Origin of the sequence: Bernardetia sp. MNP-M8 (genome assembly GCF_037126285.1) — a bacterium.
Lineage (GTDB): Bacteria > Bacteroidota > Bacteroidia > Cytophagales > Bernardetiaceae > Bernardetia.
The window spans coordinates 1,737,509-1,756,578 of the sequence record NZ_CP147012.1; the positions used below are offsets into that span (position 1 = coordinate 1,737,509).

Annotated in this window: 12 protein-coding genes; 5 read left to right on the top strand and 7 right to left on the bottom strand. The window is 31.1% G+C overall.

The annotated features are described in order from the left end of the window. Positions 1 to 265 precede the first annotated feature (265 nt). Positions 266 to 1,615: a Na+/H+ antiporter NhaC family protein gene (locus V9L04_RS07215; RefSeq protein ID WP_338793414.1), complete on the top strand. Its 1,350-nt coding sequence runs from the start codon at positions 266 to 268 to the stop codon at positions 1,613 to 1,615. Between the two features lie 57 nt (positions 1,616 to 1,672). On the opposite strand, the gene V9L04_RS07220 is transcribed toward V9L04_RS07215, so the two are convergent. Together V9L04_RS07220 and V9L04_RS07225 are read right to left on the bottom strand one after the other, a co-directional pair. Next, the gene (locus V9L04_RS07220; protein WP_338793415.1) at positions 1,673 to 5,461 is read right to left on the bottom strand and encodes a gliding motility-associated C-terminal domain-containing protein; all 3,789 of its coding nucleotides are present in this window, start codon (positions 5,459 to 5,461) and stop codon (positions 1,673 to 1,675) included. A gap of 172 nt (positions 5,462 to 5,633) precedes the next feature. Next, positions 5,634 to 5,798 (bottom strand): hypothetical protein, encoded by a 165-nt coding sequence (locus tag V9L04_RS07225; protein WP_338793416.1) that lies wholly within the window; start codon positions 5,796 to 5,798, stop codon positions 5,634 to 5,636. A 399-nt stretch (positions 5,799 to 6,197) separates the two neighbouring features. On the opposite strand from V9L04_RS07225, the gene V9L04_RS07230 reads away from it, so the two are divergent. Then, on the top strand, positions 6,198 to 6,647 hold the full coding sequence (locus V9L04_RS07230) for a hypothetical protein (protein WP_338793417.1): 450 nt from the start codon (positions 6,198 to 6,200) through the stop codon (positions 6,645 to 6,647). Positions 6,648 to 6,739: 92 nt separating this feature from the next. Here the strand turns inward: V9L04_RS07230 and V9L04_RS07235 are convergent, their stop codons facing one another. Continuing rightward, entirely contained in the window at positions 6,740 to 7,936 is a 1,197-nt protein-coding gene (locus V9L04_RS07235; protein WP_338793418.1) for a hypothetical protein, read from the bottom strand. Positions 7,937 to 8,122: 186 nt separating this feature from the next. On the opposite strand from V9L04_RS07235, the gene V9L04_RS07240 reads away from it, so the two are divergent. Further along, positions 8,123 to 9,040, top strand: coding sequence for a 3-hydroxybutyryl-CoA dehydrogenase (locus tag V9L04_RS07240; RefSeq protein WP_338793419.1), 918 nt, complete (start codon positions 8,123 to 8,125; stop codon positions 9,038 to 9,040). Between the two features lie 168 nt (positions 9,041 to 9,208). Here V9L04_RS07240 and V9L04_RS07245 read toward each other — a convergent pair whose 3' ends face one another. After that, positions 9,209 to 9,685 (bottom strand): PaaI family thioesterase, encoded by a 477-nt coding sequence (locus V9L04_RS07245; protein ID WP_338793420.1) that lies wholly within the window; start codon positions 9,683 to 9,685, stop codon positions 9,209 to 9,211. Positions 9,686 to 9,827: 142 nt separating this feature from the next. Here V9L04_RS07245 and V9L04_RS07250 point away from each other — a divergent pair, with 142 nt between their 5' ends. Beyond that, positions 9,828 to 10,868, top strand: coding sequence for an MBL fold metallo-hydrolase (locus tag V9L04_RS07250; RefSeq protein WP_338793421.1), 1,041 nt, complete (start codon positions 9,828 to 9,830; stop codon positions 10,866 to 10,868). 26 nt (positions 10,869 to 10,894) lie between these two features. On the opposite strand, the gene V9L04_RS07255 is transcribed toward V9L04_RS07250, so the two are convergent. Then, positions 10,895 to 14,590 carry an ATP-binding protein gene (locus V9L04_RS07255; protein ID WP_338793422.1) on the bottom strand — a complete coding sequence of 1,232 codons (3,696 nt, stop codon included), beginning with the start codon at positions 14,588 to 14,590 and terminating at the stop codon, positions 10,895 to 10,897. Positions 14,591 to 14,922: 332 nt separating this feature from the next. Then, a complete protein-coding gene (locus V9L04_RS07260) occupies positions 14,923 to 16,152 on the bottom strand; it encodes a serine hydrolase domain-containing protein (RefSeq protein WP_338793423.1) in 1,230 nt (409 codons plus the stop codon). A gap of 84 nt (positions 16,153 to 16,236) precedes the next feature. Here V9L04_RS07260 and V9L04_RS07265 point away from each other — a divergent pair, with 84 nt between their 5' ends. Then, positions 16,237 to 16,686, top strand: a complete 450-nt coding sequence (locus V9L04_RS07265; protein WP_338793424.1) for an HAD family hydrolase — start codon at positions 16,237 to 16,239, stop codon at positions 16,684 to 16,686. On the opposite strand, the gene V9L04_RS07270 is transcribed toward V9L04_RS07265, so the two are convergent. Continuing rightward, positions 16,670 to 18,892 (bottom strand): T9SS type A sorting domain-containing protein, encoded by a 2,223-nt coding sequence (locus V9L04_RS07270; protein ID WP_338793425.1) that lies wholly within the window; start codon positions 18,890 to 18,892, stop codon positions 16,670 to 16,672. The two genes, V9L04_RS07265 and V9L04_RS07270, sit on opposite strands and share 17 nt — an antisense overlap. Between the last annotated feature and the right edge of the window lie 178 nt (positions 18,893 to 19,070).

Here is a 19,070-nt window from a genome sequence, read left to right on the forward strand (position 1 = left end):
CTTTGCAGCTCAATTATCAAGAATCTCTTTTCTTTACTTCAACTTGAGTTTAGAAAAGGATAGCAACCTGCATGCGTAAGCAAGGTGCTGCAATCGATAAGCCGATATACTTTTTTTTATAAAATTTATACCTTCGGAAAAAAAACGCCTTAGTAATCTAACTAATTCAATAAGGTGGTTATCTGACTGCTTTTTATGCTTTTTTCTCTACCAAAACAGAGTAAAAGAGATTATTGATAATTTTTACAATTAACCAATAATTTCTATGAAAAAAGTAACTTCTACTACAGAATCTTCTAATTCTCTTTCTGAAAATTTTATACCTACTTCAAACTGGATTGCACTTATTCCTTTATTTGTTTTTGTAGGTACATTTTTAGGCGCAGGGATTTATTTCAATGATTTTTATGCTCTTCCTTCTCCTATTGCTGTTTGTTTAGGCATTTTTGTAGCCTTTGTTTTGCTCAGAATTCCTTTCAAGGAAAACATGGATACCTTTTTAAGAGGTTGTGGTGATGAAAAAATCTTGACCATGTGTATCATTTACCTTTTAGCAGGTGCATTTTCAACAATCACAAAAGCAACTGGAAGTGTTGATGCTGTCGTCAATTTAGGAATCAACTATATTTCTCCAAGTTATTATCCTGTCGGAATATTTTTGATAGCAGCTTTTTTGTCGTTGTCAGCAGGTACTTCTGTGGGTGCAATTGTAGCATTGGGTTCGGTTACGATGGCTCTAGCAGAACAAAGTGGGATTTCTGTTTCAATTATGGGTGCTGCTTTATTGACAGGAGCAATGTTTGGAGATAATCTTTCTGTTATTTCCGATACAACTATTGCAGCTACCCAATCTTTAGGTTGTGAGATGAAAGACAAGATGAGAACTAATTTTAAAGTTGCTTTTCCTGCTGCTTTAGTAACAGTTATTATTCTGACTGTGTATGGATTTTCTTTAGAAATAGATTCGACTTCCACTTTTGTTTCTAAATCTGTTTCTTGGATTTTGATAATTCCTTATGTTGTAGTTATTGTTTTATCTTTGGTAGGAATGAATGTCTTTGTTGTTTTATTTTTAGGTGTTGTTCTTTCTGGACTGATGGGATTATACTTGAATAGTTTTGATATAATTGGATTTAGTAAAACAACCTACAAAGGTTTTGAAGGAATGAGCGAAATATTTTATCTTTCTTTACTTACTGGTGGACTAGCTGCAATGGTAGAAAAAGGGGGAGGAATACAGTTTATTTTAGAGAAAATCAGTAAATTCATCAAAAATCAGCACACAGCTTTAATTGGAGTGGCTACTTTAGTAAGTGCCGTTAATTTTTGTATTGCAAACAATACAGTTTCTATTTTGATTTCTGGAAAAATAGCCAAATCATTAAATGATAATTATGAAATAGAGCCAAGAATAACAGCTTCTTTGTTAGATATTTTTGCTTGTATTGTTCAAGGACTTTTGCCTTATGGAGCACAGGTTTTACTTTTAATTAGTTTGAGCGATGGACAAATAAATTATCTTGACCTTCTTACTCAAGCGTGGTATTTACATATTTTATTTATTTTTTCGTTGGGTTTACTTTTTTATAAAAGTAATAATCCAATTAAAGCATAATTCAAATAAATGTAAAAACCCTAAGGGTCTTAAAGACTCTTAGGGTTTAAATAGCTCTTAATCTCTCAAAATAGTAAGCCAGTTTTTATAAGTCTTGTTTCTGTATTTGATTAAGAAATAATACTGACCTGATGAAGCATTTTTTCCGTCCCACTCAAAATTACGGTCTTTACTTTCGAAGAGTAATGTTCCCCAACGATTATAAATTTCTACACGTTGAAATTGGTCATTACAATCATCTTCTGGAAGATTTGGAATATAGAATGTATCATTTTTTCCGTCATTATTTGGTGTAAAGACATTAGCAGGTGTAAAATCAAGATTTACAGTTGCATCTTCTACAATAATTGTCAGAATTTTTGGAGTAGAAGCACGCAAACCACAACGAGTAGTATCTGAAGCTGTAAAGATCACTTTAAATTCTTTACTAAACTCTCCATCTAGTACATCACAGCTTGGAGTCCAAGAAAAATCACTTTGAAGAGTAGGAAAACCTTCTTTATTTTCATACTGCATTCCCAAATCTGAAAGTATAAAACCAACACCACGAGCAGAAAGCGAAAGTCTATCTCCATCAACATCATTAGCAAGTGAAGGAATAATTATTTCCTGTCCTATTTCTGTACGAATAACATACTCATTTGGATTAGATGTAGAATCTACATTTTGTAACTCTAAAGTAGGAGGCGTGTTTGTTGGATCAACAGTCAAATCAAAACGAACTTTGATAGTATCTGTATAAATAATATCACAGTTGGCAATATCTGTAACAATAAACTCAGCAAAATAAGAGGTATCTGCATTCTGAAAACCAAGATTTGAGCATGAAGGCTGCCATGTAAACTCACTTGTAAGAGTTGGCAAACCAAATACATTTTCAAAATTCATATTCAAATCAGCAAAATTAAATCCGATTCCACTTCCTTCTAAAGACAGGACATTATTATCAATATCTTCTCCTGTTACATTAAAACGAACAAATTCATCTACACGAACGGAACGAATATATAAATTTTGAGTAGCATCAAAAGTTAGATTTGCAGAAACTTCAGGTGCATTATTTGGTTTTCTATCATATAATAGAATCAACTTTACTCTAACTGTATCACCTAAAGACTCTTGACAATCATTGAAATCTTTAATAATAAAATCAATCAAAAATTCTCTTCTTGGATTTGATACTGGATTATCTCCCAAATATTCACATAGCGTTTGCCAATCAAATGTACTTTGAATAGGAGCAAAACCACTCACCTCTGGGAAAGTCATATTAAAATCTGAAAGCTCAAAACCCACTCCTTGTGCATACAAAAGAACACTATCATTTTGAGCATCAAGTCCCAAAACATCAAAAGAAATAGCATCTCCTACAAAAACAGTATCTACAAAAACCTGTTCAATAATATCAAAAGTAGTTATTTCTGGTCTTGCTTCTGGTGCAGTATTATTTGGGTCTGGAGGAAGAACAACTAGTTTTACATCAATCTCTTCACTTAATGAATTTTCACATTCATTAAAATCCTTTACTCTGAATTTCAAATTTATTGGAACTCCTATTGGAATATTAGTTTGTTCACAGTTTGTATTCCATACAAAATCAGTGGTTAGTATTGGTCTTCCTTCTACTGGTGTAAACTGCATCTGATAGTCTGCAAAATTAAATCCTACACCATTTCCTGTAATCTGAATACTATCACCATTTGGGTCATTACCTGTAAGAGTAAATCTATAAGAATCTCCTAAAGTAAGGGTATCACAATATGCCATACGTGTAGAATCGTAGACAATAGAGGCACGAATAGTAGGTTTTATATTTGGACGAGGAAGCAAAACAACACGCACTGTTGTTTGGTCTGTTGAATCGGCAAGTCCACAAGCATCATAGTCGGTTACATTGAAGTCCATTATAAACGTTTGTGGATTAAGTGGATTATCTAAATCTTCACAACTTGTCTGCCATAAAAAATCCGAATTTATGCTTCCTACTCCTTGTAAAGGAGAATAATTAATATTTCTTCCACTACGAGTAAAATTTTGAGGAACAAAAGCAATACTCATACTATCTCCGTCAGGGTCAGTAGCTAATGTATTAAAATCAATTATGTCTCCAACAAAAACGCTATCATATACATATTGATTTGTGAGAGCATCAAAAACAAGATTTGTATTAATAATTGGTGCACGGTTTTGAGTAGTATCTGCTAACACTTTGATTTTCAAACATGTTTCTACTGACTGAACATTATCACATTTACGAGTATCTGTTGTAGTAAAGCTAACATCAAATGTTTTTTCAGTTTCATTAGGAGCTAAAACATTACAATTAGGATTCCAAAGAACTTGCCCTCTCAAAATAGGGTTTCCTTGTGTTGCTCCTGTAAAACTAGCTCCTGCTGGCAGACCTGTTACAGCAATATTCAATGGATCTCCATTTGGATCGTCAGCAGTTGTATTAATTGTTAATTGCTGACCTACCATTACTTCTTTTATATAACAATTTGTTACTGGGTCAAAAGTAGCATCGGTAACAAAAGTAGGAGGGTCATTTGGAGGATTGCGAATAAGTACATTTACACGTACTGTATCCAAAAGAGGAACAGCACAGCTATTATCTAAGACAATAAAGTCCATGATATAAGGTTTTGTAAGGTCATTTGGATCAAGAGGACATTCAGGAAAACAAACATTCAATGAAAGTTCATCACCTTGTCCACTGATATTTCCACCATTTTGTAATAAAATTCCACTTGCATCTGTAAAATTAATTGGTTTTACTCGTGCAGTAATTACCGTATTTGGGTCAGAATCTGTAACGAAAAGACTTCCACATTTATCTTCATTTGCGTCAAGAATAATTGTAGTTCCCTCTACATAACGATTAGGTTTTGCATTAGCTTTGAAAGCTACATTTGGCTTTGTGGCTGTCGGACAATCAAGCACTAAAAGTTGATAATCTCTTCTTACTTCTCCTATTTTTATTCCATTTCTATACTCTTCTACTGCAATTGCAAACACAAAAAGTCCTGTTTGAGAAGCTGTAAGCGAAAGAATTCCATCTTGACCTATTCGCAATGGAACACTCCCTGGTACCATATTACTTAGGCTTATCCCTGGTGCAAATTGTACAGTTGAGTAAGGAGCAGAAGTTGGTATTATAGGGCGTGGGTCATTAAATGTACTACTACCATTTATTGGAACAGTAAGGCGATAACGCAACTCATCTCCATCTGGATCTGTACCACTAAAATCAAAGAAAAAAGGCTGATTTACACACACATAATCACTAAGTGGTGGAAAAATCTGTGGTTCAGAATTGATAAATGATCTTCCTGTTCTGTCTATTAAAGCAGGAAATTCTAAATACATAGTTAGTCCTGCGGTTTCAGGAGAAATAATATTACTGATAATGTTATTTCTACAACAACGTTCCCAGACCATATAATACCCTTCTTGTTCATTGAAGTTATTTCTATTAAGTGAAATTTCTCGTGCATAATAGATTCGTCTAACCAAAAGATTACCAATAGCACAATCTGGATTAGTGTAAGGAACAGGAGAGTCAGAAATCAAAGGAATATCTAGTTGTAAAACTAATCTGTTATCTTTTTTAGAAAAAATACCTATAGTTGCTGTATTCCCAATTGCACCTGGGTTTCCATTTACAGCATCAAAATATTTTACCATCCCGATACGATAAACATCTCCTCTAACATGGACAAACTCTAACTCTCCCCCTACAATATGTGTAGCAGAAGCTGAAAAATTTACTAAAAGAAATAAAGTAAATAAAAACGACAAAAAAACTATTCGTTTTTTGGATAAAATAGTATAAATCAAATTTTTCAAAATTTTATAAGTTCTAGTTATGATAATATGCTCAATTAATATCAGAAGGAAATATTTTTATTTATTTTTTCATAAAAATACAATAAAAAAACCTTAACAAGACTAGCTTATAAGGTTTTTAACAATTTGAAAATATAATTTATAGTATTTTTGAAGCAAATCCTAATAAAAGTTAAGATTTAAAAACACTATAAAGAAGATAAATTCCTCCAATAATTATAGCTCCAGTAATAACAGTTGTAAATAACGTTCCTAATACAAATCCTATAATAATTTTGATAGCAACAATAGCTACAACTACTAAAACGGCTACTTTGACGGCTTTCATGATATTCATAATTTCTTTAATTTAGTTAGTATGTGAAAAGGTAAAAATAATGTTAGTTTAAAGTATTTTTTCTTAAAATCTATTTATGAATTTAAATAGTTTTGAGTTTGAATTCAAGATACAAAAAATGAATGATTTACCGAAACCGTTCAGGATGTACGTTGTTTAGTTTGTTATACGTGGAAACTACTAAAAAGGATAAGATAAATTTGTTTTTTGTTTTAATGTCGTTTTTATTTCAATTTTTATGACTTTCTAATTTGATTGCTTTTCATCAAAAAATCTCACTTTATTCTAAAATAACTCAAACAAAACCCTTCTCATCTTAGATATGATATAGAATGCCTAATAAAATTCATTTTTTCATCTACTATTTTTTTACTTTCAATTTTTACAATTATGCCAGCAATGCAAACAACAAATGAATATCTAGAATTGCCTTATGAGGTAGAAATTCTACAACAAAATGAAATTGCTAATCTTTATTGGATTCCAAAAGCGAATACAATGGTATGTGAAGCAGTTCACGAATATATGCCACAAGAGGATTTTAAAATTTTATTTACAGAGATATCAAATTATGTAGCCAAATATCGCCCACAAAACTTTGTTTTTGACAAAAGAGCTTTAAAAGCATTTCATCAGCCTTCTATGGAATGGTATTTCACAGAATGGAAAACAGACATGTCAAAACTTTATGGTTTGAAAAAGCATCGTAAACTTCTTCCATCTATTACTTGGTTTGCTCTTGCTGTAAAAGCTGGGCGAGCAGAATTAGCAAAAAATCATCCAAATGGAGAATTTCATAATCTTGATATTCAATATAAAGATTCTGTTTTAGAAGCCATTAACTCATAAACTTGGTATGAGTAAAATCTTACAAAATCACAAAAAGTCTTAATTTAAGTTTTGAATTTAAGGCTTTTTTATTTATCTGAAATTAGAGAATTCTATATATTTTGCTTTTGCTTTTTTTTCTGTGCTTTTTGCTCATTTTTAAATTTTCGTTTCTCTCTGTATTTTTTAATTCTTCTTACTGCCATTTCTACTTGCTTCTCTAAATGAATTTTTTCTCTTCTGTTTTTCTGAATCTTCTTTTGTAAAGCTCTCAGTTGTGTTTCGGGGTTTGGGTACATTATTCTTTGTACCATATCAGCCAAAACCAAAGCCTCTCTCACTTTTGTAATTACCCCCTTAAAACGATAAGCTCTAGCAACTTGATTCACTCTTGCTAGTCCTTGAATAGCTCTAAAAGTTCGTAAAAAGGAAACTAAGGGCAACAAAATAATAAACAAATCAATCCAATTGGCTTTACAATAATCCAGTTTATCACGAGTAACTGAAAACATTAAGATAAATTCGAAAGTAAAAGCAATCCAAATAAAAGCCTGTACAGCTTCTAAATACAAACTAATATCAGGCACACGAGCAGCTACCTGTTCACCAACTGTTTTATTCAAATCAATAAACAGAATAGGAATAATCAGAAGAGCAATTCCAATCATGGGCATACTAAACTTTGTCTTCAATTCCTCTAAAAGTATGTCATTGCATTTACTCCACTTCCAAAACGGAATCCAGAGCCAATCATTATCCGACAAACGCCTTGCTCCCATACGTAAAGGCATAAGAGGAATTGCAATAGTTCTAAATACGAGTTGATTAATAGAAACCTTTAGTCCTTCTTTATTTTTGAGATGGATAACATAAAGCAATTCAGCCAAGGGAACTACCATTAAAATTCCATACAAAATAGTCATCTGCCATAATACCCATGGTGTAACTAGTTCTCTTGCTTGAGGAGAAAAGCTAAACATAATAATAAAACCCATTAACATGAGCATCAGAATACTAAACCAAAACATCAGAGGAGCAAAACGATTTTCAAAAATCTGTAATTTACTTATAGATGGAAGCTCTTGACGTATTAAAAGAGGTTCATCTTTCTGTTTATAAATTGCCAAAACCTCATCAATCATTTTACTATACTCATCTACACCTTCTTGTGTTTCTTGTTCATTGATATTTTCATCATCAAAAAAAACACGCAAACGTAAAAGTTCAGAAGGATTATCTATAGCATTGATTCTTTCTATTAATTCTTCTTTGGTTGGTAAATGATTGGCTTTATTTGTATTTAATGACATTTCTTTTTGTTTTCTGTTTGGGTAAAGATACAAAAAAACGTAAAATAGCTATTCACTATTTATTTTCATAAAAGACAGTGTTACCAAATTCTTAATTTTAGACTTTAAAAGTTATCTTTGTAGAATAGATAGTATAAATAATACTTATTCAACCAGTAATTATAAACTGAAACAAACTTTACAAATATGAATCATATTGCAGTCATTGGTGCAGGAACTATGGGCAACGGAATTGCTCACGTTTTTGCTCAAAACAATTATCAAGTATCTTTTATTGATATTTCTGAGAATGCTCTTACAAAAGGCTTACATACAATAGGAAAAAATCTTGATCGTCAGGTAAATAAAGGCATCTTGACAGAAGAAGAAAAAATAGCTACTCTGAAAAGAATTACTACTTTTACAAGTATTGAAGAAGGCGTAAAAGGTGTAGATTTGGTAGTAGAGGCAGCCACAGAAAACATGGAAATCAAACTCAAGATATTTGAGAATTTGGATAAAGTATGTGATGAAAAAACTATTTTGGCGACAAATACTTCATCTATTTCTATTACTCGTATTGCTGGTGCAACACAAAGACCAGAAAAAGTAATCGGAATGCACTTTATGAATCCTGTTCCTGTCATGAAACTTGTTGAGGTTATTCGTGGCTATTCTACTTCTGACGAAATCACAGATAGAATTATGGAAATGTCTAAAAACTTAGGCAAAATTCCTGTTGAGGTAAGTGATTACCCAGGTTTTGTATCGAATCGTATCTTGATGCCAATGATAAATGAAGCAATTTATGCACTTTATGAAGGTGTTGCAGGTGTAGAAGAAATTGATACCGTTATGAAATTGGGAATGTCTCACCCTATGGGACCTCTTCAATTAGCTGATTTTATTGGTCTTGATGTGTGTCGTTCTATTTTGGAAGTATTATTTGAAGGTTTTGGAAATCCAAAATATGCTCCTTGTCCACTTTTAGTAAATATGGTAAATGCAGGACATAAAGGCGCAAAATCAGGTACTGGTTTTTACGATTGGTCAAATGGAATGAAAGATTTGAAAGTAGCTAATCGTTTCAAAAAGAAAACAAATAAGACTTCACAAGAAGCGTAGATATATATTTCATGTCGTTGGTGGAGACACCAACAACGGCAGAATTCAATGAATTTATTTTCATAAAAATTAAACCCTAAAATTAATGTATAATTTTAGGGTTTTTCTATACAATTTTCCTAGTAATTATTTTTATTATCTCTAACTTCTGAAATCTAACTTCTAACTTTATTCAAAAGTCTGTTTGTTCATAGGATAAAGATTGAATGTTCCAATTCCTTTGGCTACTATTTTTCCTGTTTTTTTATTTTTTATATCACAAACAGTATGAACTAGACGGTTTCCTGTGTGTTCTAGGTTTGCTTCTGCGATAAGCTCGTCGTGAAGTTTGACAGGAAGAAAATAATTAATTTTGAACTCTACTGTTGCACATAATTTTCCTTGTGAAAAAGCATAACTCAATGCAGAACCTCCAAGAGTTGCATCCATCAATCCAGCAATTACTCCTCCATGACAATGATTAGGCGCACTTTGATGTTTTTCTAAAACTTTCATTTCAGAAATCGCATGACCTACCTCATCTATTTTTAAAGTCATTCCATTATCTTTTGCAAAATAATTGAATTGATTGTAAAGTTCTATAAGCTGTGTATGATTTTTATTCTCTGTAAAAAAAATCTTTTTTTCTTCTTTTGTATTTTCCATAGCTGAATAATTATAAATTATTTAGTAGTTGATTCTTAATAAAAACTGTGTTATTTTTAAACAACTTCTCAATATAGTAAATATAATTTTATTGAGTAAAAATTAGCTGGATGACAATAACATAATTTAAAAAACTTAAAAAATGCCAAAAATAAACCGAATCTTCAATCCTGATTTAGAATTTATAATTGACAGAGAAAATGAGTTTGAAAATTATTATGAAGGAAACCCTCTTCTTAATGGCATTTTTTGTAATGAAGGAGCAACCCAAAATGAAGAAACTTCTTTAGCAACCGTTTTGAAATGGCAACTTCAAACTAACCCACAAAAAGAAGAAAAGAAAAAGGAATATTTTAAGCTAGAAACAATTCAAAATAACTCATTTTTTGAAGAAAACAAAGATTGTATTGTTTGGCTCGGACACGCTTGTTTTTTTATTCGTTTGAATGGAATTAATTTTCTGACAGACCCTTGTTTGGAAAGTATGCCTTTTGTGCCTCGTAAATCTTCACTTCCTTGCCAAATTTCAGAAATAAAAAATATTGATTATTTACTTCTTTCTCATAATCACAGAGATCATTTAGATATTCCTTCTCTCAAAAAACTTCTTCCTCAAAATCCAAATATGGAGTTTCTTGTTCCTTTAGAAACGGCTGATTTTCTGCATAGGCAAGTTTCAAAAGACTTAAAAATTCAAGAAGCAGGTTGGTATCAACAGTTCAAAACAAAAGAAAAAATCAAAGTTAATTTCTTGCCATCCAAACATTGGTGTAAAAGAGGTTTGTTTGATTTTAATGAAATGCTTTGGGGTGGCTTTTGGCTAGAAACAGGACTAGAAAAGACAAACACGAATCACAAATTATTCTTTGTTGGCGATACAGCTTATGCTCATCATTTCAAACGAATAGAAAAAATTTTGGGAGCTGCCGATACTGTAATTATGCCAATAGGTGCATACAAACCTCCTTTTATGATGCATAATGCACATATAAATCCAGAAGAAGCTGTAAAAGCATTTCAAGAAACAAAAGGAAAAACACTAATTCCAATGCACTACGGAACATTTGATTTGGCAGACGAACCACTAGGAGAACCTATAAAATGGCTTACTTCGGAAATGGAAAAACAAGGTATTTTAGAAAAATTGAATGTTCCTAAAGTGGGAGAAATGGTTTATTTGTAGTTTGCAGGTCGTAATTATTTATTAATCTACTCCACCAAAGGCAATTCAATAAAAAAGGTAGTTCCAAAATAAGGTTCTGTTTCAAACCAAATTTTTCCTCCTGCGTGTTCTATTCCACGTTTTGCAACAGACAAACCAATTCCAGAACCTGTGGATTTTGTTGTGAAATTAGGAATAAAGAGTTTTTTAGCTGTTTCTTCATCAATTCCTTTTCCATTATCACGAATATAAATAAGTATCGTTTTTGGTGATTTTTGATTTGTTTTTTCCAAGACGACGTTAATATGTGGATCTTTTTCTTGAACTGCTTGTATTCCATTCAAAATTAGATTTGTCAAGATTCGTCCCATCAGTTTTGCATCTCCATTTACATAAAATTCTCCTTGGTCAATGATGGCATCCAGACGAACACTTCCATCATTTTTGTATAAAATCAATGTTTCTTGAAGTACCATCGAAACATCAAAACGCTCTGTTTTTGGAATAGGCATTTTTGCAAAAGCCGAAAATGAAGTGGCAATATCACTCAATGTATCGACTTGAATAAGCAAACTTTTGATAGAACGCTCAGCAGGAGATTCTTCATTAGCCAAAACTCGCTGCAAGTGCTGCAAAGTTAGTTTCATAGGTGTCAGAGGATTTTTTATTTCATGAGCCACCTGTTTTGCCATTTCTCGCCAAGCCGACTCTTTTTCACTAGCTGCAAGAGCTGCCCTACTTTCCTCTAATTTGACAAGCATTTTATTATATTCTCCTACCAAAAGACCAATTTCATCATCTGATTTGTAATCTAAAGGCTTATTATCTCCACTGAGTGTAATTCTTTTCAGGCGAGAAGTAACCAAACTTAAAGGCTTTGTCAAATCCCGAGAAGCAAAAAAGGAAAGTACAACCAAAAGCAAAAATATTCCTGTAAAAACATTAAGCATCGTCGAAACGACTTCCAAAATCTGCTCATCAGCATAGCGTTGAGATTCGAAAAAGGGAACATCTACAACCCCTACAATCTCGCCAGTAGCAGGAGAAGTTACGACTACATAAGCCGAATTATAATTCAGTTTTCCAATCGATTCACTGAGTATTGCTTTGCTTTGTTTCTGTTCTACCAAAAGTGCCATTGCCTTCGGATTAATAAGCGAAGAAACTAGTCCATTATCATAAATTGTAGGTTGAGAAGAAGCCAAAAGCACACCTTCTCTATCAAAAACGTTAATTTCTGTTTGTGTAAGGCGAGCAATCTCTTGAAGAGATTCTAGTAATTCATCTTTAGTAAGTTCTTTATAAACTACATAATCACTAAGTTTAGCAGAAAAATTTTGGGCTACATTTTCAGCTTTTTGAAAATAGGTTTCGATAGTTTGATTCTTATTTTCCGAATTCAAAATACTTACAATCAAGATACTTAAAAGAATAGTGGGCAGGAAAAAAGCAAGATTAAGATAAAGCTGAATTCTTCCTGTCAAATTAAAAGTAAAAGGTTGTTGTCTAAAATAAAGTCGATAAACTGCCAAAAGTAAAAGCATCGTTAAGACAATACAAATAAATTGCATTGAAAAATTTGTCAAAACTGATTTTAAAGGATATTTTACTGAAGAAATAACAACAAATTTATTTTCGCTTCCCCTTATGAGAAGGTGTTTATAAGAGGAGGTAGAAAATGTAGTTAAAGAATCAAAATTAGCTAAAAAATCTTTTGAGTAAACAAAATTTCCTTGTGTATAAACAGGTTTTCCCTCCTTAAAAATGGCATAACTCCACGCATTTCTACCTCCCCAACGATTATAATTTGAATACGGATTATCTGACAAAAGATTTGGATACACACTATTAGAAACTATCTTTTTGAGCTGTAACTCTATCACAATTTTTCCAATCTTGACTCCACTTCTACTAATTTCACTAAAGGCAAAATAGCGTTTCGTATTGGTAGATAAGTCGTGAACCAAAAAAATATCTTCATATTCTGTCGCATAACTTGACTGTGCATATCTTGAATACATTTCATCATAAGTCATGGTATTTTCATAAGGCATTCCGTTTCCATTAAACAAATGAACCTTTATATCATATTTATCAAAATAATAATCTAAATAAAACTTTCTTATTTTGCGTGAAATAATATCCTTTGTAGTAAAAGAAGTCATCAATCTATTTTTGATAATGGGGTCGTAGGGTAACGATTCGACAACATCATTTAATAAAAACTCTCCTTGTAAGTCATTTTTTACTAAAAGTTGGTCAGCAAAATTTTCTTTGGCTGATTTTTCTCTAGTTTGTTCGAAGCAATAGATAATATAACTACTCATTATTGAAGTAGTAATTGCTCCTAAAAAAATATAAATGAAGATTTGATAGGTAAAAGAACGTTCTGAGCGAGGCAATTCTACAAAAATAACTACCAAAAGATAAATGGTATGAATTAGTGCAATCCAAGCGTCTGACATATTTGCATGAACACTAAAAGCATAAATAGCGCTAACCACCCAACCCACCAAAATACCTACACTTACAAGGAAGACAAGTTTTTTCCCTTGTAAATGTAACCATTCTATAAATCTGACTAAAATATGAATAAGCAAAAAATAAGTTGTTGCTGTCAAAATCCCTATAAAAAGAGCGGTAATTTTGAGTAATGAAAAATCTAATTCTCTAGTAAAATCTAAAGAAATTTGAGGAGAATGAATATAGAGATTTCGAATATTTAGAAAATGATAAAAAGCAATTCCAAAAGAAATAGAAATGGCTATCACAACACCAAAACGTTTGCGTTTACGATTTCCAATGCTTCGCATATGAGAGAGTTCACTAAAATGAACAAACAAAAAACTACTAATAATAAAAATACAAATTACATTCAGAAGTAAATCTCCTAACGAAGGAGCAACCATAGAAGAGGCATAATAACGAGCATTGAAAAGAATGGTAGGCAAAACACTGTTTGGCAGTTCTAAAAAAAGCATTAGGAAACGAATTCCGACAAATGTACTCAAAAGTGTAAAAAAGGCATACCAGACTTGTCCTTCCTGTAAAAAATAGAGCATCGAAATTCTTGCTTGTAAGAAAACAAAAACGCACGCAATAATCATAAAAAAAAGCACTGTGTAGTTTTGTGAAGATTGCCAACTATAATCTGACGGAAAAATAAGCGCAAAAAGCAAATTACTTCCTTTTCCATAAATACGATATGAGGAACTCTCTGGAGTAAGTTGCAAACTAATGTCAGGTGTAGCAAAAAGTTTTGGATTGACTCCTAAAGTCAGAAATTGATTATAAATTTTATATTCAGAAGCCAAAGGAATCAAAACGACTCCTGTCATATTATCATACTTTGTAACAATGAGTTTTTGTTTTATCAGAAACAGACCTTTTGGTGTTTCAAGTGTATATTCTGAATAGTTATTTTTGAGTTGGTCATAGGAAAGCAAATAGGTATTATCTGTCCAAAAAAGAAGTTCACTATTTCTAAAGATATAAATTGGATATTTTCCTGTATTAGAAGTAATGAGTGAGAAATCTAATTTTTTATAATTCTGAATGACAGCTTCTTCTAATTCTGTGAGTTCTTTTTCTGCTACTTCTAACTCTTTATCTACTTTTTTTCGGACTTCTTGTGTGTATTCGTTGTAGTCTTTTGTATTTACCAAAAAATATCGAAAGCCCAAACCTGCCAACAATGCAGCCAAAGCAATAAATAAAAAGGAATAAGAAACAGATTTTGACATTTTTGAAGGTAGAAGAAAATGACAGGAAGTATAAACTTAAATAGATTCTCAAATTTTGAACCTTAAATTTTTATTGGTGGATTTTAACTAAACATATTATTTCTTGTGTCATAAAGATTTGATTGGTTTGCCTTAGGAATATAAAATGAATAAATTTACACTTTGAAAAATTCACACATTAATAAACTATTCAATTAAAAAACTACCTTTTGTGATTTTTTACTAAAGATATATTTTCAAAAATATGCTATGAATTATAAATTGGACAGGGTTTCAACCCTGTTTTTATAGATAGCTAAAAATGTAAATTTATTTTTTTAGTCTTCCTTAGTTTACTTTATTTCTAAAACATTCCATATTCCCCAAAAAACATCATTACTATTTTCTTTCTCAGAATCTGTATTTGCAATAAATATTCTACCTACTTTTTTTTCTGAGTCAAAATACATAAGTGTATTTGTACCTGGGTCTCCTCCAGTATGTCCAATGGCATTGTAAGCTAGTTCTTTATCTAAAAAAAAGCCTACATTAAAGTTTTCTTTTCCTTTAAAATTTTCTTTTTTTAATTGAGATTTAAAAAACTCTTCATAATTATCTTTATTGAGAAGTTTTCCATTTCCATTATATCCTTTTATCAAGTCTATCAAAAATTTACTCAAATCGGTACTTGATGTAATCAGTCCTCCATCTGGATAAGAAAGAATGGTATAATACGGCAATTCTTGATTATCAAAATAAAGTTTAGAATAATTAGAACTATCTACTTCTTCAAATAACCAACTGGCAGCACTCATTCCTAAAGGTTCAAAAATATGTTCTTTTGTAAACTCGTGAAATGGCTTTTTGGCGACTGATTCTATGACCAATGCACAAAGAGCTGCTCCAATATTGCTGTATTCATAAATTTCATTTGGTTTTCTATTTGCATAAGTGGCTGTATCATAAAGCTCATTTCCTTTTACTAATATCTTAGCTAAATATTCTTCTAAAGGAATCCAATTGTTTGATGGATTTTGATAATATAATTCATATTTCTCTTTTAAACTTTCATCAATTGCAATATTATTTCTATTGACATAACACGTCTTCATGTAAATATCTGTATCTACAATAGAACTTGTATGTGTAGCTAAATGCCGAACAGTAATAAGTTCATCAGGAAAATTGGGATTAATGACCTCAAAAGGTAGATAATCATTAATTGGCGCATCTAAATCAAGCAAATTCATTTCTTGAGCCTTCAAAAGAGAAATTCCGATAAATACTTTGGAAATAGAAGCTATATTGATTATTGTATTTTCTGTGTATTCTTTCTTATTTTTTATATCTGCATAACCAAAACCACGATTATAGAGTATTCCTGAAGTATCTACTATGCTTACTGAAAAGCCATTAAAAACTCCTAAATTATGAAGACTATCTAATTCTTTATTTATATTTGGTTTTAAAGAATTGATTTTAGAAACAGTAGTTTTTTGTTCTGTTTCTGCTACTTGCTTTGGGTTATCTTGACAAGAAGAAATAATAATTACTAATGACAAGATCAAAAATAGTGATTTCATTTTTTTGTGCTTTTAGAGTATTTTATTTCTTGAAAGATAGTAAAACAGAATCTCTAAAAAAAATCTTAATAAAGTAATATAAAAATGAATATTAGCTTCGATTTAGACAGCACACTTATTCCTCCTGGAAATGAATTTGAAGCAGAAAAAAGAAACTTTTTTATCAAGTTTTTAGGAGTTGAACCTATTCGGATAGGAACAGCAAAAGTGATTTCTGACTTACAAAAACAAGGTCATACCATTCATATTTATACCACTTCTTTTAGAAGTCAAATCAAAATTCGTTTGATGCTTTTTTATTATGGAATAAAAGTCGGGAAAATAATAAATCAATCTCAAAATCAGCGTACACTAAAAAACAGAAATATAAATGCTTCAAAATATCCTCCTGCATTTGGTTTTGACCTACATATAGATGATTTGAAAGGTGTAAAAATGGAAGGAGAAAGGTTAAATTTCAAGACAATTATTATAAAACCTAATGATAAGAACTGGATTGAAATAATACAAAAAGGAATTACTTTTGAACAATAACCTTTTGATATGTCTGTCCTTTTTCTGTGCTAAAAACAAGAATATATAATCCGTTAGCAAAACGAGAAATATCGATTTCATTTTGATTGGATTGAATATTTTTTTCTATCAAAGTTTGTCCTTTTGTGTTATACAAAATTAATTTTCCTTTTTCTTGTGTCTGAATTGTCAGCATATTATTTGCAGGATTTGGATAAATTTTTAGAAATAAATCTGTATTTTTTTTATCCTCATCAATTCCAGAAATAATTTCTCCATCAGGTGAAAGCCATTGCAAACCACCTCCAATTGTTCCAATCAGAATTTGAGAACCAAAAGCAACAGGAAAAACAGTATTTCCAAAATATAAAGTAGAATTTTGAGCATTCAACCAACTAGAAGGAAAATCAGATGGCAAATTTTGAGTCGAAAGTGAAAGAGGAATTAAATCAAAATTGGCTTCCTGATTTTTAAAATCTTGTATCAAAAAAAGTCCTTTTTCTGGTTCAGACAATAGCAAATCTTGTGAAGTTTGTCCATTTTCATTTCTTTCATACAGCGCAAAACTTCCTCTCGTAAAATTCTGATTGCCAAAATTTGGATTTTCTAAACTAAAGCTACCATCATCTTGCTGTAAAAATGATTTTATTCCTCCTCTATCTTGCAAAATAAGTAAGTCTATTTTATCATCATTATTTAGTTCTGTCAATAAAACCTCATCATTTTTACCTAAGTTTATCCCTGTCAAAGTAATTTCTTTTAAATCACTCAATGAAAAACTAATCGTATTATTTCCTTTATTTTCTATCCAAAAAACACCTGCTTTTTTAGTAGTGACATCAAAAGCTATAAAAAGCAAATCAGCTTCATTATCTCCATTAAAATCAGAAATAATTGGCTTTAAAAATTGAAACTGTAGCGTTGAAGAACTTGCAAAATTCAAAAAATCATCATTTCTATATTGAAATTTCGGACTTTGATTACTTCCAATATTTTCTAAAAAATGTAATCTTGCTTTATATGAAGTGGAAGGAAATAAATGTCCACGTTCTCCCAAAATCATATCCAAATCGCCATCATTATCAGCATCTATAAAAGCAGGACGAGCATTTTCACCTATGTCAAAAAATTTATCTTGTAAAAAGTTTTTTTGTATAAACTCAAAATTTGGATTTTCTATTGAGCCTGTATTTTGATAAAGCCAAGCTGAATTTTCATAATCAATTAAATCTCCCTCATTCAAATATAAATTGGGGGCAGCAATCAAATCAGGTGTTCCATCAAAGGTAACATCTTCATAGAAAACGGCTGCAAAAGTAGGAATATCAATCGGTTTTTGAGTAGGAAAACGAGTTTTGGGATTTCTTAAAATAGCTTCTGTATTCGTTCCTTCATTAAATAAAGCTGTTATATAATTACAAGCCACATCGCCAACCAATAAATCAAGAGAAGGATTATTATCTAAATTCAGAATCAAAAGTGAAGAACCAGCATGTTCGGGTTTTTCTACTCTACAAGCATTTGCACCAAAAATATAATTTTCACAAACACACTCTTCAAAATCTCCCCATTTTATAGTTTCTTTCTTAAAAATAAGACTATCTGAAATGGAATAATTTTCTTGACTCAAATTTTTGTGCCATTCGACAGTCGTTCCAATAGCAGGACGAAAATTTAGAATATCCAAATCGCCATCATTATCCAAGTCTACGATGGCAGGAATATCTGTAACATCAATACCTAGATTTAATGGATTTCCCGAAATACCTGTACTGTAAAGTATTTTTTTAGCAATTTTGAAAGTCAATTTTCCAGTTTCATTTTTGGTGTTTTGATAAACAATAACTCCCAAATTAGTAGAAGTAAAGATATCTTTCTGACCATCATTATTATAATCACGAAGTAAAACCCAGTTTCTTAGCTTTGGAAAAAGTTGTGTGTATTGAGGTGCAAAAATCCATTCTTTTTGTCCTTGTGAATTTGTTTTTTGAAGAAAAATAAGAACTTGATTTGTCGTTCTATCAAAAATAAAAAGGTCTTCTAAATCGTCATTATCTACTTTTAGAGTAGAAAATTGAGGTGCATTGAATCCTCCTGTCAAAGAGAGCTTTTGACCATCTTTTATGCTTTCGATATTTGTATCAAAACTGACTGGGAAAGTTTGAGATGTTTGTCCAAAAATCAAATAAGGACACAAAAAAAGGAATAAGAAGATTAGATTTTTCATAGTTGGTTGATATTCTTTATATTTTGTAGGAAAAAGGCTTGCATTTTCTTTTAAAACTGTTTTAATTTATTTTCCAGTCAAAAATTTTGTCAGTAATTGCTAAATTTTAAACGATTTTTTGATATATTTTATTCAAATAAAAAAGGACTTTCACAAAATACTATTTTTGTAAAAGTCC

What these genes read in the sequence shown, in the direction of transcription:
- V9L04_RS07215 (WP_338793414.1), top strand. Translation starts at nt 266, where the DNA reads ATGAAAAAAGTAACTTCTACTACAGAATCTTCTAATTCTCTTTCTGAA.
- V9L04_RS07225 (WP_338793416.1), bottom strand. Translation starts at nt 5,798, where the DNA reads ATGAATATCATGAAAGCCGTCAAAGTAGCCGTTTTAGTAGTTGTAGCT.
- V9L04_RS07230 (WP_338793417.1), top strand. Translation starts at nt 6,198, where the DNA reads ATGCAAACAACAAATGAATATCTAGAATTGCCTTATGAGGTAGAAATT.
- V9L04_RS07235 (WP_338793418.1), bottom strand. Translation starts at nt 7,936, where the DNA reads ATGTCATTAAATACAAATAAAGCCAATCATTTACCAACCAAAGAAGAA.
- V9L04_RS07240 (WP_338793419.1), top strand. Translation starts at nt 8,123, where the DNA reads ATGAATCATATTGCAGTCATTGGTGCAGGAACTATGGGCAACGGAATT.
- V9L04_RS07245 (WP_338793420.1), bottom strand. Translation starts at nt 9,685, where the DNA reads ATGGAAAATACAAAAGAAGAAAAAAAGATTTTTTTTACAGAGAATAAA.
- V9L04_RS07250 (WP_338793421.1), top strand. Translation starts at nt 9,828, where the DNA reads ATGCCAAAAATAAACCGAATCTTCAATCCTGATTTAGAATTTATAATT.
- V9L04_RS07255 (WP_338793422.1), bottom strand. Translation starts at nt 14,590, where the DNA reads ATGTCAAAATCTGTTTCTTATTCCTTTTTATTTATTGCTTTGGCTGCA.
- V9L04_RS07260 (WP_338793423.1), bottom strand. Translation starts at nt 16,152, where the DNA reads ATGAAATCACTATTTTTGATCTTGTCATTAGTAATTATTATTTCTTCT.
- V9L04_RS07265 (WP_338793424.1), top strand. Translation starts at nt 16,237, where the DNA reads ATGAATATTAGCTTCGATTTAGACAGCACACTTATTCCTCCTGGAAAT.
- V9L04_RS07270 (WP_338793425.1), bottom strand. Translation starts at nt 18,892, where the DNA reads ATGAAAAATCTAATCTTCTTATTCCTTTTTTTGTGTCCTTATTTGATT.